Origin of the sequence: Haloferax sp. YSSS75 (assembly GCF_046764215.1) — an archaeon.
Taxonomy (GTDB): Archaea; Halobacteriota; Halobacteria; order Halobacteriales; family Haloferacaceae; genus Haloferax.
In genome coordinates, this window is the sequence record NZ_CP177206.1 from 2,219,804 (window position 1) to 2,245,767 (window position 25,964).

The 25,964-nt window shown below is 62.5% G+C and carries 22 protein-coding genes; 8 read left to right on the forward strand and 14 right to left on the reverse strand.

Going from position 1 to position 25,964, the window contains the following annotated elements; all coding sequences use genetic code 11:
• Nucleotides 1-57 precede the first annotated feature (57 nt).
• From ACK3R5_RS11775 to ACK3R5_RS11790, 4 genes are read right to left on the reverse strand one after another with little or no spacing between them, the layout of a single operon-like run.
• The gene (locus ACK3R5_RS11775; protein WP_411967085.1) at nucleotides 58-1,281 is read right to left on the reverse strand and encodes a hypothetical protein; all 1,224 of its coding nucleotides are present in this window, start codon (nucleotides 1,279-1,281) and stop codon (nucleotides 58-60) included.
• The gene (locus ACK3R5_RS11780) at nucleotides 1,278-3,506 is read right to left on the reverse strand and encodes a hypothetical protein (RefSeq protein WP_411964245.1); all 2,229 of its coding nucleotides are present in this window, start codon (nucleotides 3,504-3,506) and stop codon (nucleotides 1,278-1,280) included. Before ACK3R5_RS11780 ends, ACK3R5_RS11775 begins: the two co-directional genes overlap by 4 nt.
• Nucleotides 3,507-3,510: 4 nt before the next feature.
• The gene (locus ACK3R5_RS11785; RefSeq protein WP_411967086.1) at nucleotides 3,511-5,646 is read right to left on the reverse strand and encodes a type II secretion system F family protein; all 2,136 of its coding nucleotides are present in this window, start codon (nucleotides 5,644-5,646) and stop codon (nucleotides 3,511-3,513) included.
• Complete coding sequence (locus ACK3R5_RS11790; protein WP_411967087.1) at nucleotides 5,636-7,747, reverse strand: type II/IV secretion system ATPase subunit; 2,112 nt, start codon at nucleotides 7,745-7,747, stop codon at nucleotides 5,636-5,638. The genes ACK3R5_RS11785 and ACK3R5_RS11790 overlap by 11 nt, the downstream gene beginning before the upstream one ends.
• A gap of 367 nt (nucleotides 7,748-8,114) precedes the next feature.
• Between ACK3R5_RS11790 and ACK3R5_RS11795 the strand changes: the two genes are divergently transcribed.
• Nucleotides 8,115-9,257 carry a CBS domain-containing protein gene (locus ACK3R5_RS11795; RefSeq protein ID WP_411964248.1) on the forward strand — a complete coding sequence of 381 codons (1,143 nt, stop codon included), beginning with the start codon at nucleotides 8,115-8,117 and terminating at the stop codon, nucleotides 9,255-9,257.
• 73 nt (nucleotides 9,258-9,330) lie between these two features.
• Here the strand turns inward: ACK3R5_RS11795 and radB are convergent, their stop codons facing one another.
• Entirely contained in the window at nucleotides 9,331-10,020 is a 690-nt protein-coding gene (radB, locus tag ACK3R5_RS11800) for a DNA repair and recombination protein RadB (RefSeq protein ID WP_411964249.1), read from the reverse strand.
• A gap of 105 nt (nucleotides 10,021-10,125) precedes the next feature.
• On the opposite strand from radB, the gene ACK3R5_RS11805 reads away from it, so the two are divergent.
• The 3 genes from ACK3R5_RS11805 (at nucleotide 10,126) to ACK3R5_RS11815 (ending at nucleotide 12,597) form a co-directional block, all read left to right on the forward strand.
• Complete coding sequence (locus tag ACK3R5_RS11805) at nucleotides 10,126-10,863, forward strand: hypothetical protein (RefSeq protein ID WP_411967088.1); 738 nt, start codon at nucleotides 10,126-10,128, stop codon at nucleotides 10,861-10,863.
• A 136-nt stretch (nucleotides 10,864-10,999) separates the two neighbouring features.
• Nucleotides 11,000-11,935, forward strand: coding sequence for an alpha/beta fold hydrolase (locus ACK3R5_RS11810; protein WP_411967089.1), 936 nt, complete (start codon nucleotides 11,000-11,002; stop codon nucleotides 11,933-11,935).
• Between the two features lie 110 nt (nucleotides 11,936-12,045).
• Nucleotides 12,046-12,597: a hypothetical protein gene (locus ACK3R5_RS11815; RefSeq protein ID WP_411967090.1), complete on the forward strand. Its 552-nt coding sequence runs from the start codon at nucleotides 12,046-12,048 to the stop codon at nucleotides 12,595-12,597.
• A gap of 24 nt (nucleotides 12,598-12,621) precedes the next feature.
• Here ACK3R5_RS11815 and larC read toward each other — a convergent pair whose 3' ends face one another.
• Entirely contained in the window at nucleotides 12,622-14,034 is a 1,413-nt protein-coding gene (gene larC, locus ACK3R5_RS11820; protein WP_411967091.1) for a nickel pincer cofactor biosynthesis protein LarC, read from the reverse strand.
• A 199-nt stretch (nucleotides 14,035-14,233) separates the two neighbouring features.
• On the opposite strand from larC, the gene ACK3R5_RS11825 reads away from it, so the two are divergent.
• Complete coding sequence (locus ACK3R5_RS11825) at nucleotides 14,234-16,462, forward strand: CDC48 family AAA ATPase (RefSeq protein ID WP_411964254.1); 2,229 nt, start codon at nucleotides 14,234-14,236, stop codon at nucleotides 16,460-16,462.
• 104 nt (nucleotides 16,463-16,566) lie between these two features.
• On the opposite strand, the gene phoU is transcribed toward ACK3R5_RS11825, so the two are convergent.
• From phoU to ACK3R5_RS11850, 5 genes are all read right to left on the reverse strand, one after another.
• Nucleotides 16,567-17,247 carry a phosphate signaling complex protein PhoU gene (gene phoU, locus ACK3R5_RS11830; protein WP_411964255.1) on the reverse strand — a complete coding sequence of 227 codons (681 nt, stop codon included), beginning with the start codon at nucleotides 17,245-17,247 and terminating at the stop codon, nucleotides 16,567-16,569.
• 135 nt (nucleotides 17,248-17,382) lie between these two features.
• The gene (pstB, locus tag ACK3R5_RS11835) at nucleotides 17,383-18,231 is read right to left on the reverse strand and encodes a phosphate ABC transporter ATP-binding protein PstB (protein ID WP_411964256.1); all 849 of its coding nucleotides are present in this window, start codon (nucleotides 18,229-18,231) and stop codon (nucleotides 17,383-17,385) included.
• A 51-nt stretch (nucleotides 18,232-18,282) separates the two neighbouring features.
• On the reverse strand, nucleotides 18,283-19,905 hold the full coding sequence (pstA, locus tag ACK3R5_RS11840) for a phosphate ABC transporter permease PstA (protein ID WP_411967092.1): 1,623 nt from the start codon (nucleotides 19,903-19,905) through the stop codon (nucleotides 18,283-18,285).
• A 1-nt stretch (nucleotide 19,906) separates the two neighbouring features.
• On the reverse strand, nucleotides 19,907-20,866 hold the full coding sequence (gene pstC / locus ACK3R5_RS11845) for a phosphate ABC transporter permease subunit PstC (RefSeq protein ID WP_411964258.1): 960 nt from the start codon (nucleotides 20,864-20,866) through the stop codon (nucleotides 19,907-19,909).
• A 62-nt stretch (nucleotides 20,867-20,928) separates the two neighbouring features.
• Nucleotides 20,929-21,972, reverse strand: coding sequence for a PstS family phosphate ABC transporter substrate-binding protein (locus ACK3R5_RS11850; protein ID WP_411964259.1), 1,044 nt, complete (start codon nucleotides 21,970-21,972; stop codon nucleotides 20,929-20,931).
• Between the two features lie 329 nt (nucleotides 21,973-22,301).
• Here ACK3R5_RS11850 and ACK3R5_RS11855 point away from each other — a divergent pair, with 329 nt between their 5' ends.
• Nucleotides 22,302-23,303, forward strand: a complete 1,002-nt coding sequence (locus ACK3R5_RS11855; protein ID WP_411964260.1) for a PhoU domain-containing protein — start codon at nucleotides 22,302-22,304, stop codon at nucleotides 23,301-23,303.
• Between the two features lie 112 nt (nucleotides 23,304-23,415).
• Here the strand turns inward: ACK3R5_RS11855 and ACK3R5_RS11860 are convergent, their stop codons facing one another.
• Entirely contained in the window at nucleotides 23,416-23,793 is a 378-nt protein-coding gene (locus ACK3R5_RS11860) for a 30S ribosomal protein S8e (protein ID WP_411964261.1), read from the reverse strand.
• A 126-nt stretch (nucleotides 23,794-23,919) separates the two neighbouring features.
• On the opposite strand from ACK3R5_RS11860, the gene ACK3R5_RS11865 reads away from it, so the two are divergent.
• A complete protein-coding gene (locus ACK3R5_RS11865; protein ID WP_411967093.1) occupies nucleotides 23,920-24,366 on the forward strand; it encodes a DUF2240 family protein in 447 nt (148 codons plus the stop codon).
• A gap of 6 nt (nucleotides 24,367-24,372) precedes the next feature.
• Here ACK3R5_RS11865 and ACK3R5_RS11870 read toward each other — a convergent pair whose 3' ends face one another.
• Nucleotides 24,373-24,687 (reverse strand): hypothetical protein, encoded by a 315-nt coding sequence (locus ACK3R5_RS11870; RefSeq protein ID WP_411967094.1) that lies wholly within the window; start codon nucleotides 24,685-24,687, stop codon nucleotides 24,373-24,375.
• Between the two features lie 81 nt (nucleotides 24,688-24,768).
• Here ACK3R5_RS11870 and ACK3R5_RS11875 point away from each other — a divergent pair, with 81 nt between their 5' ends.
• Nucleotides 24,769-25,197, forward strand: a complete 429-nt coding sequence (locus ACK3R5_RS11875; protein ID WP_411967095.1) for a hypothetical protein — start codon at nucleotides 24,769-24,771, stop codon at nucleotides 25,195-25,197.
• On the opposite strand, the gene ACK3R5_RS11880 is transcribed toward ACK3R5_RS11875, so the two are convergent.
• Entirely contained in the window at nucleotides 25,198-25,857 is a 660-nt protein-coding gene (locus tag ACK3R5_RS11880) for an HAD family hydrolase (RefSeq protein WP_411964265.1), read from the reverse strand.
• Nucleotides 25,858-25,964 lie beyond the last annotated feature (107 nt).

The window sequence follows — 25,964 nt, forward strand, 5'->3', positions numbered from 1 at the left end:
GGTGTGTTAATTCTCACCCCGGAGTGCGGTGACACTGACAAACCGAATCAGTGCGGGTTACCCCTCGTAGAGGTCAACTCCTTCGTCGAACCGACGGATTTCGAACTCCACGGTGACAGACTTCGTGGGGTCTCCGGCGAGATGGACCGTTATCGAGTCGGTGGCAATCTCGTCGGCCATCGTGTCTGTCGTCTGGTATCGCAACTCGACTCGGCCGTCCTCGTCGGTGTAGAGGCCATTCGGAGCCGAGACGGAACCGTAGGAACCGCCAGTCCAACTGATTTCTGCACCGGCGACAGGGGCACCCGAGCGGTCGAGTGCTCTGACGACGATGGTCTCTCGGCCACCGGTCGGAACCCAGGTTCCGTTGGACGATTCGAGCGAGAGGTACGCGACGGACGAAGCAGGGTCGTCTACCGCGGCGATACCGACATCACCACCGGTCGAAGACGACCCGACGCTCACCCTCGCGAGGTGCAGGTCGTACAGGCCGGGCGCGAGTTCGACCGTCAGGTCCGCGTGGTCGGTTCCCGGGCCGGCAGATGCGTACATGACGTTGGTGACGTACGGTTCGTCTGCCAGGAGTTCCTGCCACGTGTCGTTCGAGAGCGTCGTCGGCACCGTCACGGTGAGCGGATTCTCTGAACTCGACCGAACGGTCACAGTCCGGTCGCTCGCAGCAACCGGTGTGAATCGGACAGTCTGTCCCGCGACGGATTGGCCGTCGAGTTGGTCTTCGAGGAGGACGAGTGTGATGTCCGTCCCGCGGACCAGCGACTGGCGGTGGACGACTTCGGTTCCGTCTGCCGCTTCGAGGTAGGCGACGCCGGATTCGACGTATAGCCGCTCGGTGGTACGCTCAGCGTAGTCGGGGGAGTAGACCAGCGCCTGTGTGGAGAACGTCTCTTCGGACGTGTCCCAGTAGGAGTTCGCAGACCCGACTGCCGTGACGTTCGAGATTGTGACTGACCCACCCGCGACGGTGGCGAAGGTGCCAGTCGCCTGCGGCGGTGAGACGATGAGATACCGCTCCGGGTACGAGACGTCGGTGTCGACGGCGACGCGACCGGACTGGTCTGTGCCTGCGGCAGCGAAGACTGCCGAATCGAGTTCGGCGAGGTCGGAAATCACGCGGTGCTGGTGGTCAGCCTCGTCACCCGCGGTCAGCACCGGCGTCATGGCTAACTGCGCCGTCGCGATGAGCGAGACGACGAGACCGAACGCGAACACGAGGCCGAGGATTTCAGACGTTCCTCGTCCACGTCCACCCGGGAGGTTCATAACGAACACTCCACGTCGTCTGGGTCGTACGGGGTGATGGACGCGTCGGTGCAGTCCACACCCTTGTTGTCGTTTTCGTTCCCAGCGACGATGAACAGTTGGTCGTTGCCAGAGTCGTCGCTGTTGGCGGTTATCGTCGCCTTCGTCACGTCGACGTACGTTCCTGCGTCGATGTCGATGTTCCTCGGTGAGACGATGGAGGCTTCCTCGGCGCTGATACCGGTCTTGGCCTCGACGACGATGTCAGCGTTCGTCTTCGACGACGAGAGACTGCCACCGCGGAGGTAGATAGCCTTCTCGGAATCGATATCGATGCCACCGTCGCCGTCCATGACGACGCCGACGAGGTTGATGCCACCCACCGTCGAGGTCACTTTGAGGGTCTTCGTGTCCTTCGTCGAAGAGATACCGGCACCGGAGAGGTCGACTGCTGCCCCGGTGACAGCGACGTCGCCTTTCCCGGAGATGTCGGCATCTCTGGCGCTGATGTTCCCGGTGGAGGTCACTTCGAGCACACCGGTGTCTTTCTCGGACGTGATGCCGGACCTCGTGAGTGTGAGGTCGCCACCCGTCGTCAACACGACGTCGCCGAGCGAGATAACCGACGCACCGGTGAAGTCAGCGGTGCCCGTCGTCTCGATATTCACGTCGCCAGAGGCGGACGTGAGACGAGTTCCAATCGCGTAGATTGGACCGTCGCCGCCGTTCAGCGTGATGTCGTTCTGCGTCGCGATGAGGTCGGTGTGGAGCGAGATGCCCTCACCACCGCTGAGGTCTATCGTCGGAGCGACGATTGTGCCGACGCTCCGCGGGATGACGAGCATCTTGTCGCTGTCGGCGGCGTAGCTGCCGTCTCGAACGTCACTCGTGTTGACGAGGACGTCTCCGTCAGCGGGGTTGTAGATGCGGTCACCGTTGGCATCTTCGAAGGGTTGGCCGGGGTCGTCCACCGCGGCGATGAGGCCACGGTCGGGCGACGACGGGCCACCCTCGCGCGTCTCCACGTCGAACGTGACGCGGTCGATTTCGTTCCCGTCTCCATCCTTGACGTAGACGTCGAAACTATCGGGAACCACACCGTCGGGCGAACTCGGGGCGGTGTAGACGAACGTCGCCCGGCCAGCTTCGTCGGTCGACGTCGACCAGGTGCCCGTGTCTCGGGCCTCGACGCGTGCGTGGTCGGTTGCGACCTTCGCGTCGACGACGGGGTTGTTCTGTGCGTCGCGGACTTCGACCACGGCGAGGTGCGAGGCACCCGGTGGGAGCGTCTCACCGTCACCGGAGATATCCACGATGTACTCGGGGTCTTGCGGCGTGCCGGGCGTGTCGATGCCCACACGCGCGATGTGCAGGTCGTAGACCTTCCCACCGGCGAGTTGCACGACGACGGTGTTGTAGTCGGGGCCAGTGGTGTACGATGCGACGTGTGCGTTGGGTTCACTCGCGAGGAGTTCGTTCCACGTCGATTCCGAGAGACGCGTCGCGAGGGATATCTCGATTGGCGTGCCGTTGTCGGTCACGCTGATGTAGTCCGTCCCTGCGCTCACGGGCACGACACTGAACGTCGTCGCGTCCTGTGCGCCGACGTTCACGTCACCTTCGAGGAGGACGAGCGAGATTCGGTTTCCGTCGACGAGCGACTGGGTCGCACCGACGTCACCCGACTCGTACTGGGTGTAGCGCACGACGCCCTCGTGGGTGAGGGCGGGGTCGCTCTGGAGGTAGCGGTAGTCGGGTTGGTAGACGAACAGTTGCTGGTCGAACTCGTGGACGTCGCCGTTCCAGTATCCCGCCGACGACCCGACAGACTGTGCGTTGGCTATGCTCGCAGTCGTCGGGTCAGTCGTTCGAATCGTTCCGGACCCTGCGGCGGGTGAGAGGAACAACGCGCGCGTCGGGTAATCGACGCCAGCCTCGATAGTCGCCCGACTGGGCGTTCCTGACGAGGCTTTCGCGATACGTTCGTCGAACGTGGCGAACTCGCTCTCGACGGACTGGAGGTGCTCGAACTCGGTCTGTTGGTTCCACGCGGGAACCGCCGAGACTTGCACCATCGCGACGACAGACACGACGAGCGCGAACGCGAACATCGTGCCGAGGATGGCGGATGCACCGCGTTCGTCTGTTCTGAGGTGCGAGCTATCGCTGCCGAAACGGGCGGCGAGCTCGCGCGAGACGTGCCTGAGTGGCGACAGTATGTGTTTGGAGGGGGTTTTGTGGGTCATGTGTTTACACCAATGCGAAGGCGACGAGCGCCAGCGCGGACAGGCCGAGGGCGTATTTCAGCCCGCTGAGGGCACTGTTGTCTGCGAGTTTTCCGGCGAGGAGTCCACTTCCGACGGCCTGGATGAGCGCGGAGTGGAAGAACACCACGTGGAAGTTGGCGAGCGGGACGGCAGAGAGCCCGATTGGGAGTCCCTGTCCGCTGACGCCACCTGTCTGCCCACTCGCGGACATCTCGGCGAGTGGAGCGAGATAACTCGCACCCAGCATGAGGATGACGAACAGGTAGACGAGGTATCCCATGACGACGATGGCAATGTACGAACCCATGGCGCGACGTCGGGATTTTTCGAGTTTGTACCGGTTTCGCGTGTCCTCGGCGGCGACGCTGAGGACCCGCGAGAGGTCACCGCTGGTCCGGCCACCGCTCGCGATGAGGCGGATGACCCGCGACAGTTGCGGCACGCCGAGGCGACTGGAGAACGCCATGAGCGCCGAGTGGGCGTCGTGGTTCCACCGGATGTCGTTTCGGAGCGCGCGGAGTTCGTCCGCGAGGATGCCGCTGGACCACCGCGAGACGAGTGCGAGCGCCTCGACGAGCGGGATGCCCATCTGGTTCGCACTCGACAGCAGGTTGAGCGTGTCGGGGAAGCGTCGTTCGAGAGTCCGTTCGCGGCGCGTCCGCATCTCGTGGAACACGGTCAGCGGGATGGCGACGATGGCGAACGGGAGGACGACGAGCCAAACCGTCGTGTTGTACGGGTCGGCCAGCATCGCGTCGATACTGGGCGTCGCAAGGCCGAGCGTGACGACGGCGATGGGTGCCGCGATTGCGATTGGCACCGTGATGAGCGCCGAGAGGTACGGTTGTCGTCGCATGATTTCGACGGGGTTTCCGACGAGGCGTCGGAGCTCGTGGACGACGTTCGCTCGGCGGTAGTGGTCGCGACGAGCGTCGGCGACGCCACCGTCCGATGCGACTGCAGTGTCCGTACCCCATCGGTCTTCGCGGGCGCGTGCGATTTCGCGTCGGACGACCCCCGCGAAGTCGCGGAGGGCCGTGCGAATCTCTTCGACGATGGTCACGTCGTGTTTCGTCCGGACCGCGTCCTGCGTGTACGGCGCCGACAGCACGTCGATGAGTAGCAAGAACAACATCATCCCGAGCGGGAAGATGAGGTAGTTCAGCGCGTACAGTTGGCCAATCGTGTCGCCGCCGAGGAAACTGATGACCATCAGCGTGACGATGAGCAGCAGTGGTGCGGCGACGAACGCCGCGACGAACACTTCCGAGAGCATCGAGAGCGTCTCGATGAAGTCTTCCTGCTCGTCACGTGCCTCTTCGAGATAGGTCGACGACTCACGGTCCAAGAACGCGGTGACGTCGCCACCGGAGTCGAGAATCGAGAGCAAGTCGTCGAGGAACTGCTCGAAGTTGAGAGACGACGTCAGGTTGCGCGCGTTGCGCAGGGCCGTGAACAGGTCGTTCCCGAACAGCGCCATGTCGCGTTCTATCATCTCGAACTCGCGGGACACCTCGCCGTAGTCGGGCGCGTCGGCCACGCTGCGGATGACTTCGAGGAAGCTCATCCCGCCGTGACTGAGGGCGTACATGTAGACGATGGCGTGTGGGAGCAGGATGTCGACGCTCCGGCCGCGCATCTCGGCACGCTGTTTCGGGAGATAGTAGCGTGTGTAGTACGTCCCTGCGCCGAACAGTCCACCGAGGATGAGGACGAGGAGCGTCCCGAGGATGGGCACCTTGTACGGGAGCAGTGGCGCGACGAGGTTGTACCCGACGCCGAAGTTCACGGGGCTACTGGCGTTCGCCAGCACGCCCATCCGAGTGAGGACGAGCGTCACACCGACGCCGAGGAGCGAACCGAGCAGCGCGGCGACGAACGCCAGTTTGACCGACTGGGTGAGGTAGACGTCGTAGGTGACGCCCACGCGAGACTGGTTCAGCCAGCGCTGGAGGTCACGGTGGCCACCCGGGTGGCGCTTGAAGTACGTGCGGATGTACCCGTAGCGTTCGCGGAGGCGACTGACGTCTTCGGGCGATTCGTCGAAGTGTTCGCGTGGGAAGTACTGCTCGACTTCGTAGTCGGGCAGCGGGACCGAAGACGGTGAGTTAGCGGGCATCGGACTCCTCCGAATCGTCCTCGTCGGTCACGTCTTCATCAGCAGACGCGTCGGCGTCTTCCTCGGACGTGTGGTCGGAGTCGGTGGGCACTGCGTCGTCAGCGTCGTCGCTTTCGGCGTCACCCGCTTCGTTTCCGCCATCGGTCTCTGCGACGTCACCGTCTGACCCGCCGACTTCGATGTCGAAGAGGTCCGAGAGAATCTCTTCGGCCTCTTCTGCGAGTTGGGTGTCGTCGACTGCGTCGTCCGCGTCGTCGTCGGTGTCGACGGACACGAGCGACGTTTCCTCGTAGACCTCTTCGAGGAGGCCCTTGCGGTCACGCTCGAAGCGACGGATGACGGACGCGACGGCGCGGTAATCTTCGATTCCCTGTGCGGCGATGTAGCGGAGGACGTCGGCGCGAACGTCCATTTCGTACTGGAGTTCGGCCGCGGTCCAGCCACGTTCGGTCGCGATTTCGTCGAGGACCTTCGAATCAGCCACCTTTTCGTGCGTGTCGTCGGTCGGATTCCGCTTGAAGACGTCTCGAAGTTCGACTTCGCCGTCTTCGTCGACACCGACAATTTCGGTGACGCAGACGTTTCGGCGCGTCCGGTCGCCGTCGAGGTGAGTCTGCTTCTGGACGGAGATGATGTCGAGGTCCGACAGCATCTGGGAAGGCACGCCGAGCGGTTCGTTCCGCATCCGGTGGACCACGCCCTGCGCGGAGTCCGCGTGGAACGTCGTGTACGCGGTGTGGCCCGTCGCGATGGAGTGGAAGAACGTCAGTGCGACGCGTTCTTCGGTCCGAATCTCACCGACGAGCAGGTATTCGGGGCGCTGTCGGAGCGCGGCCTGCAAGAGCGCGTACATCGACACTTCGCCGCGGCCGTCGGCCGTGAAGGTGTCACGGGTGACCGACTGAATCCAGTTGTCGTGCGGCAGCGTGATTTCGCGCGTGTCCTCGATAGAGACGACTTTCGCGTATCCGGGGACGAAGAACGACACTGCGTTCATCGAGGTGGTCTTACCCGACCCCGTCCCGCCCGCGAAGACGAGACTCTTGTTGTTCTCGATGGCCAACCAGAAGTAGGCCATCTGTTCGACGCTGAAGGTGTTCCAGCGCACGAGGTCGACTGGCGTCAGCGGTTCGTCAGCGAATTTGCGGATGGTGAAGTTCGACCCGCGCGTCGCGATGTCGGACCCGAGCGTCAGTTGGACGCGAGACCCATCCGGAAGGCTGGCGTCGACCAGCGGGTCGGAGACTGTCACCTGCTTGCCGGCACGCTGTGCGAGGCGAATCGTGTACGACGAGAGGTCGCCGTCGTCGAAGACGACGTTCGTCGGCATGTCGCGGTAGACACCGTGGAAGATGTACACCGGGACGCCGTCACCGTCACAGGAGATGTCTTCGATTCCAGGGTCGCGCATCACCGGGTCGATACGGCCGTAGTGGATGAAGTCGCGGAGCAGGAAGTAGAACAACTTCCAGAGCGACCCGTCTTCGACCGTCGCGGCGTGCTCCGAGATGATATCGCGCGCCTCGTCGTCGAAGACGTCCTCTCGGTCGCCTTCGTGGTCGAGGTCACGGTAGAGCAAGCTGTTGCGGAGAATCTTCGTGAGGTCGTCGCGGACGAACTTCTCGAAGTGGTCGAGGACTGGTTCGCTCACGTGGTAGCGGTACTCTCGCTGCTTGTGGTCGTACAGAATCGAGACGAACGCGAAGGGTTTGTTCACCCAGTAGTGTTCGATATCTTGGACGCCTTCGAGGAACGAGAAGTCGAAGAAGTTCTCTTCTATGAACTGCTCGTTCGGTGCCGGCGCGAACGCCGTGTCGTCGTCGAGGGCCGCGAAGAACGCTTTGACCTCTCGGAGAACTGCTTCTCGGAGCGTCTCTGGCGTCTCTTCTTCCTCGCCGTCGGCAGCGTCGGCGTCGGTCTGGACGTCGGATTGACCGTATTCGATACGGTCGGTTTGCGGAACTGGAAGTTCCATCGTACGCGCAGCCATCACGTTGGGCCCCGTCGTCGGGACGAGTTCTGCGCGCCCCGAGCCGTCTGCTCGGAACGATTCTTCGCCATCGTGGCGGTCTGTTTCAGAGTTCTTGTCAGGAGTCACCATACTCTCGAAAAGTAGAACGACCGGAAAGCGTGTAAGTATGGAGAGGCTAGATGTTCGAATTTAGGCGGTTAGGACACTCCTACCCGCTGGATTAGGAGAATATTCATCGATGGATTTCGGTGTATCAGTTTTGCTGACCGGGAAGTCGTGTGTATTCGGTGAGACACGGCGCGGCGGGATTGGCGGCGTGATGTCGCTCCAACGTCACGTTAACGGCAGACGCGAGTGTGTTAATGAGGCGCACGGACCGTCAACTAACCGAATTCGGCCGTTCAGACTCACCGATGCCTTGCGATTTCGTTACTTCTTGAGCGGTGGAAACGGGACGAAGTTTCAAGATAGGACGCGTTGTATATCAGGATGTATTATGGATATTGCTGATATCGCCACTCCTGATTTCATCGAGGTCGACGTTAACGAGCGATTAGGCAAAGTCCGCTCCATCTTCGAGCGGGAAAACCCTAAAGGAATTATCGTCACCGAGGACGGTGAATACGCGGGCGTCATCGGTGAGAAGCAACTCATCAACTCGCACGTCGAGGACAACACCAAAGCCGCCGCGCTGACGAAGGCGGTTCCGAAAATCGACCGACACGAGAACGTGCGTGAAGTCGCACGGATGCTCGTCGAGGGCGACACGAAAGTCGCCCCGGTCTACGAGGGTGAAAAGCAGTACGGCATCATCACCCAGAACGACATCCTCGAAGCCGTTCTCGACAATCTCGACGCACTGACCGTCGAACAAATCTACACCGACGACGTGGTCACCATCGGCGAGCGTGACCACCTCGGACAGGCAATCAACCGACTCCGCGAACACGGCATCTCGCGCCTTCCGGTCCTCACGCCCGACAACCGTCTCGCCGGGGTCTTGACCACGTACGACCTCGTCGAGTTCATGGTTCGCGACGAGGGCCGACAGGGCAAACAGGACCGCCGCGGTGACACCGACCGGATGTTAGACCTGCCGGTCTACGACCTGATGACCAGTCCGGCGCTCACGGCGACGCCCGAAGAGAGCGTCCGCGACGCCGTCGCCCGGATGCTCGAAAACGACATCGCCGGCCTCGTCGTCACCCCGAAAGACGACGACGGAGAAGTGCTCGGCGTGCTGACGAAGACTGACGTGCTCCGCGCGCTCACCTACACGGAAGAAGAGCGGATGGACGTGCAGGTCACGAACGTCGGACTCTTGGAGACGCTCAGCCGTCAGGACATCATCTCGGCTATCACCGAGGTTGCCGACAAGTACCAGCGGATGAGCGTCCTCCACGCGCACGTCCGCTTCCACGAGCACAAAGAGAAACTTCGCGGGACGCCCCTCATCCAGTGCCAGATTCGGCTTCGAACGAGCCACGGCCAACTGGCCGGGAGTGGCGAGGGCTACGGGTCGGAACACGCGTTCCACGTCGCGCTCGACAAACTCGAACGCAACGTGCTCGAAGTGAAGGGCTTCGAGGCCGACGAGCGCTACCGCGGCCAACTCCTGCGGAAACTGAACGAACTGTAAGCACAATCCGAGCGCATCCGAACCGAGTACGAACACTACCGGGCCGACCGAGTTCGGCCCCGTCGACCTCTTTTTATAAGTCCGTGCTGGAGAGCCCGCGGTCGGTTATCTTGAACGTCGCCGTCTCGCCAGCGGGTTTCGCGCGGTGTTTTTCGAGTGTCGCCCGTCGGTTGCCGCCGCGGAACCGGTCGAGACGGATTACAGTTCCTGTCCAGTGTTCGAGCGTGTGGCCACCCAGCGCGCGTGTCCGGTCACTCTCGGGGTCAGAGTACACCTGGTTCGTGAGGACCACAGCGAGGTCGTGTTTGCGTGCGAGCGACAGCAGGTGGGTCACCTGTCGGGCGACTCGCCGAAGCGACTCGCCACCGTCGCCCTCGGCGGTTCGTTCGAGTCGGTAAAAGCCAGTCGCAGAGTCGACGACTATCAAATCGGCTCGGTCGACGAACTCGGCGGCGTCGCGAACGGCTTCTTCCTGGTCTTCGAAATCGTACGCCTCGCTAATCATCAGCCGCGAGGTCACAGCCTCCACGTCTGCGGGCGCAACGGCCTCCGCGAGTTGCTGGAAGCGGTCGACCGACAACCCCTCGGTGTCGATGTAGACGACGGTCCCACCGTCGGCCGCGACGTTGACGGCCGCAGAGAGCGCGACGTTCGTCTTGCCGGCGGCTGGCGGACCGTACACCTGCGTGACGGTACCGCGTTCGAACCCACCGTCGAGCAGGTCGTCGAGCGAAGCACATCCGGTGGAGACTGGCTCTGTCACGGACGGAAGTGTGCGCCACCGGCCGAAAAAGCCCTCGGTCCACCCGACGCCCGGGTGGCGACCTGCGCAACACGATTTATTCCGTCCCGTCGCCAACCCCCATCCGTGATAGTCGTCGCCACCGCGGACTTCGAACTCTACCACGAAGCCGTGGCTGAATTACGTAGTCGAGGAGTCACCTTCACGACCATCGAACCGGGCGACCCGGTTCCCGAACGAGCGCGCGTCCTCATCACCGCCCCGGACGACGACGTGAAGACTGACGCCGCCGTCTCGCGGGTGACAGCGACCGGTGACGACGCTCGGCGTGCCGTCGACGAGGCACTCGCGACGCTTCGCGGTGGCGGCGGGCGGATGGTCGTCGGCGTGGACCCGGGAACGAGACCCGGCATCGCAATCCTCTCGGGAGACACCGTCGTCGCGGCGTTTCACGTCCCGTTGGCGGACGCAGTCGACGTCATCCGACAGGAGACACACGACGCCATCGACCCGGTGGTCCGCATCGGCGACGGCGCACGCCTGCAGGGCGCGAAACTGATAAACGACCTCGACGAGGTTCCGGTCGAACTCGTCGACGAGACGGGGACGACACCGTATCTCGGTTCGGGCGCCCGCGGGATGGGTGACGTCCTCGCCGCCGTCAACATCGCCCGGATGGCCGGCGACCCAATCGAGTCGCGGGAGATAGAACCGACCGACGGGGAACTCCAACGCATCAAAGCTCGCTCTCGGGAACAGTCGGACGATAGCCGGACTATCGACGACGAACTCGCTCGCCGGGTGGCCGGCGGTGAACTGAGTATCGACGAGGCCCTCGACGAACACCGGACGCGGGAGGAGTGACAGTCGCGGTGGCACCCAGCCAAGACGGCAGATGCGACACCCGAGACACCGAGAAGGCAGTTCCTAACCCCTGAATTTCCGGAAATCGCCGCGTTCGCTGGTTCGGTTTTATTTCGATTGCACGCGTACGTCTCCTATGACATCCATCAGTCCAACCGCCGTCGACGACGCCATCTCGATGGCACACACCGGAACCGGGTGGGTCGACCGGTCGGCGTACCCGTTCGAATCGAAGTGTCTCGGCCTCTCGGCGGGGGCAGTGCACTACGTCGACGAAGGTCCGGACGATGGCGGGAAGGCGACGCTCGTGATGCTCCACGGGAATCCGACGTGGTCGTTTCTCTACCGACACCTGATTCGTGGACTACGAGACGAGTATCGCTGCGTCGCTCTCGACTACCTCGGGTTCGGCCTCTCTGAACGTCCGGCGGACTTCTCGTACCGACCCGAAGACCACGCCGACGTCCTCGAAGCGTTCGTCGACGAACTCGGACTCGAAGACGTCGTCCTCGTCGTTCAAGACTGGGGCGGGCCAATCGGCCTCTCGTACGCCATCGACCACCCCGAAAACGTCGCAGGCCTCGTCGTGATGAACACGTGGATGTGGCCCGTCAACGACGACCCGCATTTCGCGCGCTTTTCCCGACTGCTCGGTGGGCGTATTGGCCGCGAACTCATCGAGCGGTTCGACCTGTTCACGCGGGTGGTTATGCCGATGGGGTTCGCAGACCGCTCGAAGTTCACCGACGCCGCACGCCAACAGTACCGACTGGCCAACCGAAACGACCGGACCGGAGTCGGTGTCTTCCCACAGGCAATCCTCGGGTCCCGGACGTGGCTCTCGTCGCTCTGGCAACGACGTGAGAACATCGCGGACATCCCGGCACGACTCATCTGGGGCATGGAAGACGGAGCGTTCAGACCTGCCGAACTCCGGACGTTCGAAGGACTGTTCGACGACTCGACGACGGTTCGCCTCTTCGGCGTCGGCCACTACGTCCAAGAGGAGTTCGGCGCTGACCTCGTGCCGTTGGTTCGAGAGTTCGTAGACGACCTACCTGACAGTGAGTGATGTCATTCGGCGTTACTGATAATTTCAAAGTAAACTGACCTCCAAATAACGAGACGCACGGTCGCCGGTTCATACCTAACCACTCCTGTCGCGTGACACTAGCTACAGGCATGGAATCACAACCAGCATCGATTGGGCGCAGAACGTATCTGAAAGCACTCGGCGTAGGGGCACTCGCCGTGGGCGGATTCGCCGGCACCGCCGCGGCACATCCGAGTGGGTTGAAGGGTGAACTCGCGGAAGTCAGGTCGGCAACCGCGAAATACAACAACCTGAAGAAGGCGCTGGCAGACGGATACGTCCAGGTGACGCCGTTCTTCCAGGGGCAGGGGTATCACTACGCTCGGTTCGACCTCATCGGCACAGTCGACCGGACGAAGCCACAAGCACTGACGTACGGACAGGGCGGCGACGGCCAACCCGTCCTCGGGTCCATCGAGTACCTCGTCCCGAAGGCAGGGCCGTACGCGACATCCCCTCCGGACCTGTTCGCACACGACGACCCGGACCACGACAGCGGAAACCACGAACACTGGGAGGTAGTCGACCTGGGTGAGAACGGGGCTCCTTTCCTCGTCTGGGCGCTCCACGTGTGGGTTCACGTCCACAACCCGGCGGGGTACTTCTACCACAGCAACCCACACTCGCTGTTCAACCAGTAATCACCGGGTGGTTGGGCCTATTTTTCAGTCGTCACGGGTGACGGCATCGACCGCTCGACGCATCACCTCTCGAACCGCGAGACCAGTCTCTTTCGCCACGGCGAGTGCGTCGTCGTACTCGGCGCTTCGGTCGTAGACGACACCGTCGACGTCGCTAGCGACTTTCACCGTCACCTCGTAGGCGTCGCCGTCGATATCGAGCGTCGCCGTCTCGAACTCCCGGTGGGCGGTCCAGCGGTGGCCCGCGCCGTGTTCTCTGATGCCGAGCGTCCCCGTCTCGACGGCGAGTCGGTAGGCGACGCGTTCGACGTCCTCGGGTTTGACGACGACTTTGACGAGGTGACCGGGGCGAGACTTCTTCATCGTCGTCGGGAGAATCGTCACGTCGCGCGCGCCGGCGTCTTTCAGCGTCTCCTGTAAACTGCCGAGAATCTCGGGTGAGGCGTCGTCGAGATTCGTTTCGAGGACAGAAATCTCGTCGCGGACGAGTCGCGACCCGCCGTCGCCGACGATTGCCCGAAGGACGTTCGGATGGTCCGGGAAGTCCCACCCCCCGGCCCCGTAGCCAGACGATTCGACCGACATCGAGGGGAGCGTCTCGACACCCTCGGCGACGTGTGCGAGGATGGCCGCGCCAGTCGGCGTGAGCAGTTCGGCCTCGACGGGGCCGCCACGGATGGACCAGTCGGCCCGTTCGACCACGTTGAGTACCGCCGGGGCGGGAATCGGGTAGGTGCCGTGACTCATCGTCGTTTCGCCACCCCCAACCGAAACCGGGCCGGTCACGACCCGGTCGACGTCGAGGTCAGAAAGGAGGAGACACGCCCCCACGACGTCGGCGATGGCATCGTCTGCGCCGACTTCGTGGAAGTGGGTGTCTTCGAGGTCCGTGCCGTGGACCGTCGCCTCCGCGTCACCGAGGATGCGGAAGATTGCCGTCGCGTCCTCGACGACGCCGGCCGGGAGCGCCATCGACTCGACGAGTTTGACCACTTCGGGGTAGGTTCGGTGGGGGCCGTGACCCTCGGCGTGCGTGTGGTCGTCGCCGTGTGAATGGTCGTGGTCGTCGCCGTGGGAGTGAGCGTGACTGTGGTCGTGTGTGTGACCGTGACCGACGGACAGGTTGCCGCGCAGGCGGTGTTCGGGCGGGTCGTCCGAATCGTCGGTGTCGCCTCCGTTCTCTGACGCGACGTGGTCCCGTCCGTGGTCGTCGTCGTGGCCTTCACCGCGAGGGTCACCGCCGTCCGTCTCGGCGAGCAAGACGTCCACTTTGGTCGCAGTGATGCCGTTTTTGTCCACCTCGTGAATCCGATATTCCACGTCGAGTGCGTCTTCGACGGGGGCCAAGACAGCGGGGTCTGCCCCGGCGGCGACGAGTGCGCCGAGGAGCATATCCCCGCTGGCACCCATCCGGCCGTCGAACGCGAGAAGCCTCATGATACGACTGGTCGGGATGCGAAGGTAAAAACGCCCGCCATCGGCGTGACCAAAAACAGTTGGGTCGGTAGGGATTAGTAGCCACCCGACCTATTGTGTGCTAAGCTGTCACCAGCGGGAGACGCCACCCCGGACAGACCGGGGAAGGACTTATCCGGTGGCCTCCCACAGGTATCAGCATCCCCGCGAGGTAATTCATATGAACGAAGTCCAACTCGAAGTGGCGAAAGCGTACCCGAACGACTCGGGGCGTGGTATCGCCCGTCTTGACCCGGACACCTTGCTCCATCTCAAGCTCTCGCCGGGAGACATCATCGAGATCGAGGGAGGAAAGACCACCGCCGCGAAAGTGTGGCGGGCAGACCGGCAGGACTGGAACACAGATACGGTCCGCATCGACGGGTTCACGCGGCAAAACGCCGACGTGAGTATCGGCGAGCGTGTGACCATCCGCAAAGCAGACGCCAAGAAGGCCGAGAAACTCGTGTTGGCACCGCCGGAAGAGGCGAGTGTCCAGTTCGGGTCCGACGCGGCCGGAATGGTCAAACGGCAGATTCTCAAACGGCCCGTGGTCGAACGCGACATCGTCCCGGTGATGTCGAGTACGAACCACCCGTTCATGCGGTCGCCCGGACAGGCGATTCCGCTCATCGCCGTCGAGACGAAACCGGAAGGTGTCGCACTCGTCACCGAGGACACCGAAGTCGAACTCCGCGAAGAGCCGATTTCCGGATTCGAGAAGACCGGCGGTGGCATCACCTACGAAGATATCGGTGGGCTGACCAACGAGATTCAGCGCGTCCGCGAGATGGTCGAACTGCCGATGAAGCACCCGCAGATATTCAAGAAACTCGGCATCGAACCGCCGCAAGGGGTGCTGCTCCACGGCCCGCCCGGCACCGGGAAGACGCTGCTCGCCCGCGCGGTTGCCAACGAGACGTCTGCCAGTTTCTTCTCTATCGCAGGCCCGGAGATTATCTCGAAGTACTACGGTGAGTCCGAACAACAGCTCCGCGAGATATTCGAGGACGCAAAAGAGGAGTCCCCGAGTATCATCTTCATCGACGAACTCGACTCCATCGCGCCGAAGCGCGAGGACGTGACCGGCGAAGTCGAACGCCGCGTCGTCGCCCAGCTGCTGACGATGATGGACGGCCTCGAAGCGCGTGGCCAGGTCATCGTCATCGCGGCGACGAACCGCGTCGATTCCGTGGACCCGGCACTCCGCCGGCCCGGCCGGTTCGACCGTGAAATCGAAATCGGCGTCCCCGACGAGGAAGGCCGCAAGGAGGTTCTCCAGATTCACACCCGCGGCATGCCGCTGTCGGACGACGTGAATCTCGACGACTTGGCGGACGACACCCACGGGTTCGTCGGTGCCGACATCGAGGCGCTTACCAAAGAGGCCGCGATGAAGGCGTTGCGGCGCTACTTACCCGAAATCGACCTCGACAGAGAGGACATCCCGCCGAGCCTCATCGACCGGATGGTCGTCAAGAACGACGACTTCAACGGTGCACTCGGCGAGGTGGAACCGTCGGCGATGCGCGAGGTGCTCGTCGAGATTCCGAAGGTCACGTGGGACGACGTGGGTGGCCTCGAAGAGCCCAAACAGAAGGTCAAAGAGAGTGTCGAGTGGCCGCTGACGACACCCGAGAAGTTCGTCCGGATGGGTATCGAACCGCCGAAAGGCGTCCTTCTGTACGGCCCACCGGGAACCGGGAAGACGCTCATCGCGAAAGCCGTCGCCAACGAGACGAACGCGAACTTCATCTCGGTGCGTGGGCCGCAACTGCTGTCGAAGTGGGTCGGTGAGTCGGAGAAAGCGATTCGGCAGACGTTCCGCAAGGCGCGGCAGGTGTCGCCGACGATTATCTTCTTCGACGAGTTGGACGCACTCGCACCCGCTCGCGGACAAGACATGGGCAACAACGTCTCCGAGCGCGTGGTCAACCAGCTCCTGACGGAGTTAGACGGCCTCGAAGACGCCGGAAACGTGATGGTCATCGCGGCGACGAACCGCCCGGACATGATCGACCCGGCGCTCATCCGCTCGGGTCGTTTCGACCGTCTCGTCCTCATCGGCCAACCCGAAGAGAAGGGTCGCGAACAGATTCTCGACATCCACACCCAAGAGAGTCCGCTCGCCCCGGACGTGAGCCTCCGGGAGATTGCCGAAATCACCGACGGCTACGTCGGGTCCGACCTCGAATCCATCTGCCGTGAAGCGGCTATCGAGGCGCTCCGCGAGGACAGCGATGCCACGGAAATCGAGATGCGGCACTTCCGCAAGGCGATGGAGTCGGTCCGCCCGACCATCAACGAAGACCTGATGAACTACTACGAACAGATTCAAGACCAGTTCAAAGGCGGGGCCCGCGAGGGACTCTCGCCCGACACCCGCGACGGCCGTCTCGGCTTCCAGTAAGCCGGGCGTCGTCCCTGTCGCGTCGCTCTGTTCTCGTTCGTCTCTCGTCGGCCAGCGTTGGCCCCGGCCGACGAACGTCCACAGAGAAGAAAGCCGCAGCGGCGTTAGAAGAGTAACTCGTCGTCGTTGTCTATCATGTAGAGCGTCCGCGCCGCGACGTTGACCGCGTGGTCACCGATGCGTTCGAGGTCACGAATCGTCAGGAGGAGGCGGCGAACGTCCACGAGGAACTCCTCGGGTTCGATGTCACCGTCGCCTTCGAAGTCGTCGCTCGTCATCAGGTCGCGAACGACGGTCTGCGAGGCGTTCGAACACATCTCGTCGATATCGTCGTCACGGTCTGCGACGGAGCGACAGAGCTCCGAGTCCTCGCTCTCGTAGGCGTCCATGGCCTGGTCGACCATGTCGAGTGCGGCGTCACCGATTCGGCGGATGTCGACTTCCGGGTAGACGTCTTTCTCGGCGTCGATGGCGTAGCCAGCGAGATTCGTCGCGAGGTCACCGATGCGTTCGAGGTCGGTGATGATTTTGAACGAGGCGGTGATGAACCGGAGGTCACCCGCGACGGGTTGCTGGAGCGCGAGCAGGTCGATGCAGTCCTTTTCGAGGTCCAGGTAGATGCGGTTGATTTCGTGGTCGCCTTCGATGACTTCCTGTGCTTTTGTCTCGTCCTTGTCTTCGAGCGCGTCGAGCGCGAACCGGACGCGCTCTGCGACGAGCTCTGAGAGGTAGAGGACGTCCTCTTCGAGTTCGTTGAGTCGGGTTTGGTACGTATTGCGGGCCATATTTGTTGTTCCGTGAGGGGTCGTAAAATTCCTTGTGTTGCTCTCAGTTTCGAGCGCATCTGGGTGATGCGAACGTCCCTGAAAGACGAGGCTGAATCCCGGATTGGAATCCAGCGGGCCGAGGGTGAGGTGAAGTTATCCGAACTTGCCAGTGATGTAATCTTCGACGCGTTGGCTCTCGGGGTTCTCGAAGATTTTCTGCGTGTCGTCGAACTCCACGAGTTCGCCGCCCGTGAGGAACACGGCGGTTTTGTCCGAGATGCGGGCCGCCTGTTGCATGTTGTGGGTGACGATGACGACGGTGTAGTCCTCGGCGAGTTCCTCGACGAGGTCCTCGATTTGCGAGGTTGCGACCGGGTCGAGTGCGGACGCAGGTTCGTCCATCAGGAGGACTTCCGGGTCCGTCGCGATAGCGCGGGCGATACAGAGACGCTGTTGTTGCCCGCCGGAGAGGTCGAGACCCGACTCGTCGAGTCGGTCTTTGACTTCGTCCCAGAGGGCGGCGCGCTTGAGCGACTCTTCGACGATTTCGTCGTAGTCGCCGTCGATGTCCTGAATGTTCAGCCCGTAGGCGACGTTGTCGTAGATGCTCTTCGGGAAGGGGTTCGGCTTCTGGAAGACCATCCCGACGCGACGACGGAGTGCGACCGGGTCGACGTCGTCGTCGTAGACGTTCTTCCCGCGGAGCGTCAGTTTCCCTTCGACGCGGGCGACGTCGATGAGGTCGTTCATCCGGTTGATACACCGGAGGAACGTGGACTTGCCACACCCCGACGGGCCAATCATCGCGGTGACGCTGTTTTCGGGAATCTCCATCGAGATGTTCTGGAGCGCCTGTTCGTCACCGTACCAGACGTTGACGTCCTCGGCCCGGATGATGGTCTCCGCCTTCATTTTCGCACCCGACGCGGACGAAGACAGCCCATCGCTGACGTCCGTCTGGACGAGCATCTCGTCGTTCGTCGGGTCCTCTGTCCCGGTCATATCTGACGTTTCAACCTCTGCTGATTTGTCTTTTTGGCTCATGAGTGTGTATTAACTTTCACTTTCGAACTTGTTCCTGAGGACGATAGCGACGGAGTTCATCGCGAGGAGAACCGCGACCAACACGACGACACCCGCTGGCACCGCCTTGGTGTAGAAGTCCTCGCTGGCGAACAGACTCGACCACGCGTACACCTGCAGGGGCATCGCGCTGACTTTCGAGCTGAGTTCGGTCGGCAGACTGAACAGGACGTTCGGGGCCCCAATCATGATGAGTGGGGCGGTTTCACCGATTGCCCGGCCCAGTGCGAGAATCGTCCCGGTGAGGATACCGGGGAACGCCTCCGGGAGGACGACGTTCTTGACCGTCTGCCAGCGCGTCGCGCCCATCCCGTAGGACGCCTGTCGCATCTCACTCGGGACGGAGCGAATCGCCTCACGAGAGGAGATGATGACGATGGGCAAGATGAGCAGTGCGAGCGTCGCACCGCCGATGAGAACCGTTCCGGTCGGTTGGCCGAGGTAGGTGACGAACACACCGAGGCCGAGCAACCCGTAGACGACGGAGGGGACGCCGGCGAGGTTCGAGATGTTGACGTCGATAAAGCGAGTGAAGACGTTGTCCGGTGCGTACTCTTCGAGGTACACCGCGGCACCGACGCCGAGCGGGAACGAGAGCGCCGCGACGGTAATCATGAGTAGAATCGAGCCACCGATGGCCGGGTAGAGACCGGCGTTCTCTGCGGTCCCGCTGTGCGCACTCGTGAGGAACTGCCAGTCGACCCACGACTGTGGGCCGGCGAAGCCGAGTGCGTCGACGGCGACGGCACCGACGAGCGACCCGAAGATGACGACTGCCGCGAAGACCAGGCCGGCGCGTTCTCGTTCGCGTGTGAGTGCGGCCCCACCGGCGTACGCCGCAGTCGGGACGAACGCACCCGCGGTGACGACGGCGAGTGCCACCGGAGTGACGCCAGTGAAGTACCCAGAGGCGGCGACCACACCGGTCACCGTGAGTGCGGTGGCGCCAGCGACGAGTCCTGCACGCTTGCTCTCTTGGATGCGAGCGAAGTACAGGCCGACAGCGATTGCGACACCGCCACCGAAGAGGTAGGTGATGATGGTCCACTCGGTGGGGACGTACGGGAGTATACGCACTATCTCTGGAATACTGAGGTAGTACCCCGGGATACCGAACAGCGAGAGGAAGAAGATGACGCCCGTCGCCGCGACACGCACGGTGAACGGAATCAGGTCTTCGTACTTCGTCATGAGGACGACGGCCGCGAGTGGGACCACGAGACCGACTGCGTACGAGAGGCTGACGAGCGGTGGGACGATATCGACGAAGAGGATGGCGACACCGCCACTGAACATCAGTGTCACCGCCAGCATCCCGACGACGAGCGCGCCGAGTTTGAACGCCTCGACGTTCGTCCGGAGGAGGTACGCACCGACGAGCGTCGCCGGTGCGACGAGTGTGAGGAAGAAGACGAGATACCACCCGAGGTCAGCGGTGAGCGGTTGGAGTGCGTCGTTCGCGACGTAGACGAGGAGGATGGCCAGCGTGACGATACCGAACATCGTCGCGCCCATCAGCAGGTATCGGAAGATGACGCCGGCCCGGCGACTGACCTGACCGAACGACTCGATTGTGTCGCTCTGTGTTGCCATCTCAGTACGCCTCCCGGTATTTCTGTGCGACGTAGTCGCTGATGATGTTCATGATGAGCGTGATAACGAAGAGCACGAGACCAATCGCGAACAGACTGCGGTAGGCCAGTCCACCACCGGTGATGTCACCGGTGAGCAGTTGGACCATCGCCGCCGTCATCGGCAGTGCGCCTTCGAGATACGACGTCGGGTCGAGTGGGTTGAGGAACTTCGCCTGTGCACCTGCGGCGACGGTGACGGCCATCGTCTCACCGATGGCACGCGAGAGGGCGAGGATGAACGACGAGAAGATGCCCGAGAGTGCCGCCGGAACGACGATGCCCGTCGAGACGTCGAACTTCGTGGCACCCATCCCGTATCCGGCCTGCCGCAAGTCGTCGGGGACGGCGGACATCGCGTCTTCAGAGATGGACGCGACCATCGGGATAATCATGATACCGACGACGATGCTGGCCGAGAGGACGTTGAACGTCCCGATACTCGGCAGAATGACCCCAATTGCGGGCGTGATGTAGATGAGAGCGAAGAACCCGTAGACAACGGTGGGGACGCCAGCGAGAATCTCGAGTGCGGGCTTGAGAACCGACCGTGCCTGCGGACTCGCGTACTCGCTCAGGTAAATCGCCGTCGCGACACCCAGCGGAAGCGCGATAATCGCCGACCCGATGGTAATCATCATCGTCGCAGAGACGAGCGCCAGTACGCCGAACTCCTGGCTGTTGATTTGCCACGTCGTCCCCGTGAGGAAGTCGATGACGGAGGCCGTTTCTCCCGTTACACCCATCAACGGGGCAGTGATACTGAAGAACTTCGCCGCCTCGGTGACGAGGAGTGCGACGATGCTGATGGTCGTCACGACGGATAGCGCCGCGCACAAGAAGAAAAACGACCGCGTCAGCAACTCACGCGGGGAGTTCTCCGTCTTCCGCGTGAGGTCGGATTCGAGGTCATCTGTGCTCATTGTTTTTTGTGGTTGGTGGAAGTTGAAAACGTACTTTGGGAGCCTATTCTGCCATCAGTAGTTCAGTTCGCCTCTTCGATTGCCGAATTGAGGGTGGCGAGCATCCCGGCCTGTTCCTTGTAACTGAGCGGGACGTATCCGACTTCGTCGGCGACGAGTTCCTTGCTCGTGGCGTTGCGTAGCCAGTAGCGTGCGAACTCGGCGACGGGTTTCCTCGCGAGTGCTTGCTTAGAGATGTAGGTGAAGAGCGGACGCGACAGCGGGGTGTAATCGCCGGAGAGCGCCGTGTCGAGCGACGGTTCGACGTAGCCGTCACCGTCGTCGACGGCGACTGCCTGCACACTGTCTTGGTTCTCGCTGTAGTAGGCGTAGCCCATGTAACCGATAGCGTACTTCGAGCCTTCGACTCCCTGAATGATGGTGCGGTCCTGTTCGGTCGCCGAGTAGTCTTGGCGGTGACTCGGACCCTCCTCGCCGAGGATTGCCTCGATGAAGTAGTCGTAGGTACCGGAAGCGTCAGTGGGGCCGAAGATTTCGATTTCCTCGTCGGGCCAGTCGGAGTCGATGTCCGACCAGACCGTCGGTTTCGTCTCGGCAGAGAAGATGGTCTCCAGTTGCTCGACGGTGAGTCCCTCACCGATGAAGTCGTTGTCGTTGTTGACGATGACGGTGAGTGCGTCGGTGGCGACCTTCAACTCGACCGGTTCGACAGTACTTGCAGAACACTGCTCTTCTTCTTCAGGTTTGATGGGCCGCGAGGCGTTGTTGAAGTCCGTCTGTCCGGGACAGAAGTAGTTCGCGAACCCACCGCCGGACCCCGTCGACTGGACGTTGATGTTGACGTCGGGGTGGTTCGTCTGGAACCGTTCGGACATCGTCGTCGCGAGCGGGAAGACGGTAGAGGACCCGGCGATGTCGACAGAACCCGAAAGGTCGCTGCCGCCGGTCGTACCCGAACCCTCGGTGCCGCCAGAACCACCGCCCGAGTTGCCACCATCTCCCGAAGTGTTCTCTTCGATACAGCCAGCCAGCCCAGCGAGACCGGCCGCACCCGACGCAACTAGGAACTTACGCCGGGATAGGACGTCCGAGTTGCTCCTCATCATCGATTTCGAATCGATTTGGGGGTAAATACCCTGCTATGACAACTATATAGTGCTACATTCTGTAATGTGTGGCATGCGAAGTTGTCACGTGGACAGCAGCCCGAAAGTCCTCCAACCCTTCCGCACCCAGAGGGCACCCGAACGGGAGACACAGTTCGTCACGGTGGCGACCGGGTAATCATCCGTCTGTCAGCCTACAGGAAACGTCACCGTATAGAATCTCTCCACCGACACGTTGGATACCGCACCGTTGCGAGAGTGATGGGAAAATCGGACTCCGATATATAGTCATAGACAGATTTATTGTGTGAAGCGCACCAGAAGCCCGTATGGTCGAAACCCGAAAGGTGCAGGTGACGGGCGGGTCCACCTACACCGTCTCTATCCCCAAAGACTGGGCGACCGAGAACGGCGTCTCTGCCGGGAGTGAAGTCGAATTCTACCCGGAAGGGGACTCGTTGTTCTTGACCCCGCGGTCTGAAGAAGAACGGACCGAGGGCACCCTCGACATCACGGACCTCGAAGGAGACGAACTCACGCGCGCGGTCATGACGATGTACGTCAGCGGGTTCGACATCATCGCACTGGAGAGTTCGCGAATCACGACCGACCAGCGACGGACGATTCGCGAGGCCACACAGAGTCTCGTCGGCCTCGAAGTCTTAGAAGAGACCCGTGACCGAGTCGTCATCCGCGACTTGCTCGACTCCTCGGAACTCTCGATTCACAACGCGGTCACGCGGATGCGACTCATCGCGATGTCGATGCTCGAAGACGCCATCGCCGCCATCGCCGAGCAGGACGAAGACCTCGCACACGACGTCATCCAGCGCGACGACGACGTGGACCGCCTCTGGATGGTCGTCTCGCGTATCTTCCGTGCCACGCTCCGCACCCCGAAAGCAGCAGAAGAACTCGGCTTGCCCCGGGAGGTCTGTTTCGACTACCAATCCGCCGCCCGCCAACTCGAACGCATCGCAGACCACGCGACGAAGATTGCACACCTCTCGTTGAACTTCGAACAACCGGTCGGTGAGGATATCATCAGAGCGATGGAGGAACTGTTCGAAGACGTCGAAGAAGTCGTCAACGGCGGGATGGACGCGCTCTTCGCCGAAGACAGCAACGAGGCGACCCGACTCGCGAACGAGTCTCGCGAATCTGTGCAGGCTATCGACGAGAGTGCTCGCAAAATCGACGAACTCCTCCGCAACCTCGACCCTGCCCGCGCCCAACTGCTCGGACTCGTCGTGGACTCGATTTCCCGCAGCGCCGACTACGGTGGAAACATCGCCGAGACGGCGCTCCAGAAAGCCGCGCCGACGCCCTGAAGACGCCGCTGTTCTGGCTCTATTTTCGACTGTTCAGACCGTCAATCGACTGCTGTCGCTCTCAGTGTATCGAACGGGGAACCGCGCGGAAATCCGACGCGGTAAGAGAGAGTTACTCCTCGTCGAGGAGGACTGCGTTGACCTGTCCGTCCTGCCCGGGGCGGGACGTGACGCGGGCCTGACCGGCACTCGTGTCGATGATGGAGCCTTTCGTGATGATGTTACGGCGGGCGTAGTTGACGTTCGACGGGTTGTCGATGACGCCTTCGATGTCGGCCTGTGTGACCTCTGCGCCGTCGGCGACCTGTGCGACGTTGGTCGAGAGCGTGCGGAACTTCTCGTTGTTGCCGCGGGAGTCGATGACCTGGAATCGGGGTTCGCCGACCGTCGTGGCGGCGGGTTCGCGACCCAGCTGGTAGCGCTTCTTGTTCGACGACGGCTTGAGTCGTCCACCGGTCCGCTTCCGCTTGGAGCGTCCTTGGTCCTTCATACGGGGTAAAAACCTCGGTGACTACTTGAATCGCTCGAATCGGCTCTTGTCGATGGGTGTCATCTCAGGGTGGGGCCCCGGACGCAACACAAACCGTTTAGGTCACGCGCACCGGCCGTCGAACCGATGAGTCTCGACGTTACCGTCGCCGTTCCCTTTCGCCAGCACGGGGCGACTCGTCTCGGCGAAGGCGAGTTCGTCGTCGCCCTGTCCCTCGACCGTGACTGGTTTTCACCCGACCAGGCGAAGCGTCTCATCGACCTTGCCGCGGGACGTGGCCTCGTCGAGCGCGACGACGACGAAGTCGTCGCGACGTTCGACCCCGCCGACGTGCAGATACCCGAAGAGTTCGAACCCGACGCCTCTGTCCTCCGCGAGCAGTCCGCGTTCGAACAGATTCTCGACGCGTGCGTCGCTGCCGGCCTCGAAAAACAGGACGCTGTCGCCAGCATCAACGAACGACAGTCCAGACTCGGTGTGACCGCAGAGGCCGCCGCTGTCCTCTTCGCCCGCGAGAACGGTGTCGACGTGGACGACGCGGCCACGAAAGCGAAACAGGGCCTGTCGGAGTAGCGACGGTCAAGAAGACAGGTCTACGCTCTCGACCTGTACGAAGTAGTCGTTGCAGGGTTCATCCTCGTTCCCGTCACCCTGCTGAACGACGACCGAATAGTAGTCGCCCTCGTACTCGACGTACGACTCCTCGACGTCCAAGAGCGCGACGTCGCACTTGTGGAGGCCGCCCTCGCGCAGCACCGTCTCGAACTCCGTCTGTGCCTCCGACGGCAACTCGTCGAAGGCGACTACCTCCTCAGGTGGCGGGCCGCCACCGGTACCGAGACAGCCGCCGACGCTCCCGGTGACGACGAGACCGAGGACAGTTCGTCGCTTCATACGCCGTGTGCTGTGTTGGCACGTCCTAAAGTGGTTCGACAGAAACGACACGCCGAAACCATCCCCCGTGTAACTACGGCTATGGTCGTGGACAGACTCACCGACGGCACACGAATCGCGCAACTTCTCGCGTCCGAACTGACCGGCCACGAAGCGGCGTTCGCGACGCTCTCGGTAGTCGATGCCGACACCGACGTCGAACCGACCGACGACGGTGCGCTCGCCTACGCAGTCGCCGCCGCCGACGCTGACGAACGCGTCGCAGAGGTGTACGTCCAACCTGACCGCGCCCGCGTGGAGTTTCTCGCTCATCCCGACGTGACCGCCGAGGCGGCGAGCGAGGAGGGCCTGCGGGTGCGTCCAAAAGCGGTTCGTCCCCCGCGAACGCTCGTCTTCGTCGAAGACGGCGCGCAGGTGAAGTGGATACTGCCCGCCTTCCGTGCGCTGGTCGAAGCGCTCGACACAGATGCGACAGGAGACGAACCGGACTACCGCGACGAGACTGCGTAGTTAGAGGTCTGCGAGCAGTTCGGGGAGTTCCGTCGGCAACCTCTCACGAGGGATGTGGGCGACAGCGCGGGGGTCCGGGTCGTCGCACCCCTCGCCGACCACCTGTATCGGAATCATCCCGGCGTTGTCCGCGCCGGCGATGTCGTGGTGGACGCTATCGCCGACGTAGACGGTCTCTTCTGGTGCGGTGTCGAGGCCGTCGAGGAGTGCTTCGAAGGCCCGAACGTCGGGTTTCCCCGCGGGGAGCGACCCCGTGACGAGCGCCGTATCGAAGGCGTCGAACCATCCGAGTTTGGCGAGTTTGTCCTCCTGTGCGACGACTGGGCCGTTCGTGAGCAAGCCGATGCGATAGGTCGTCCGAAGACCGGTGAGCATCGCTTCGACGCCGTCGACCGGAACGACGGCGTCCGTGATGCGCTCGCGGTAGGCAGTCGCGACGTGCTCGGCGTCCACCGGCGAGTCGTGTTCTTCGAGGAGTGACTCGAAGATTGGAGCACGCGTCTCGCGTGTGAGGTTTTCTTGGTGTGCCCGGAGATACGCCTCTCGAGACAGCGATGGCGCGCCTGCCGCCGCTGCTGCCTCCGAGAGAATGGTCTCGCGGTCCCGCGTCGGAACTGCGAGTGTGTAGTCGAGGTCGAACCCGACCGCGGTGACTGACATCGTCGTCGGTTGGTTGGTAACGAAGCGATAAGAGCGTGCCGGGAACAGGACCCGGGGCCGACACGTCGGGAGACGGGCGGCTTTTTCACCGTCGGCGACGACGCCGA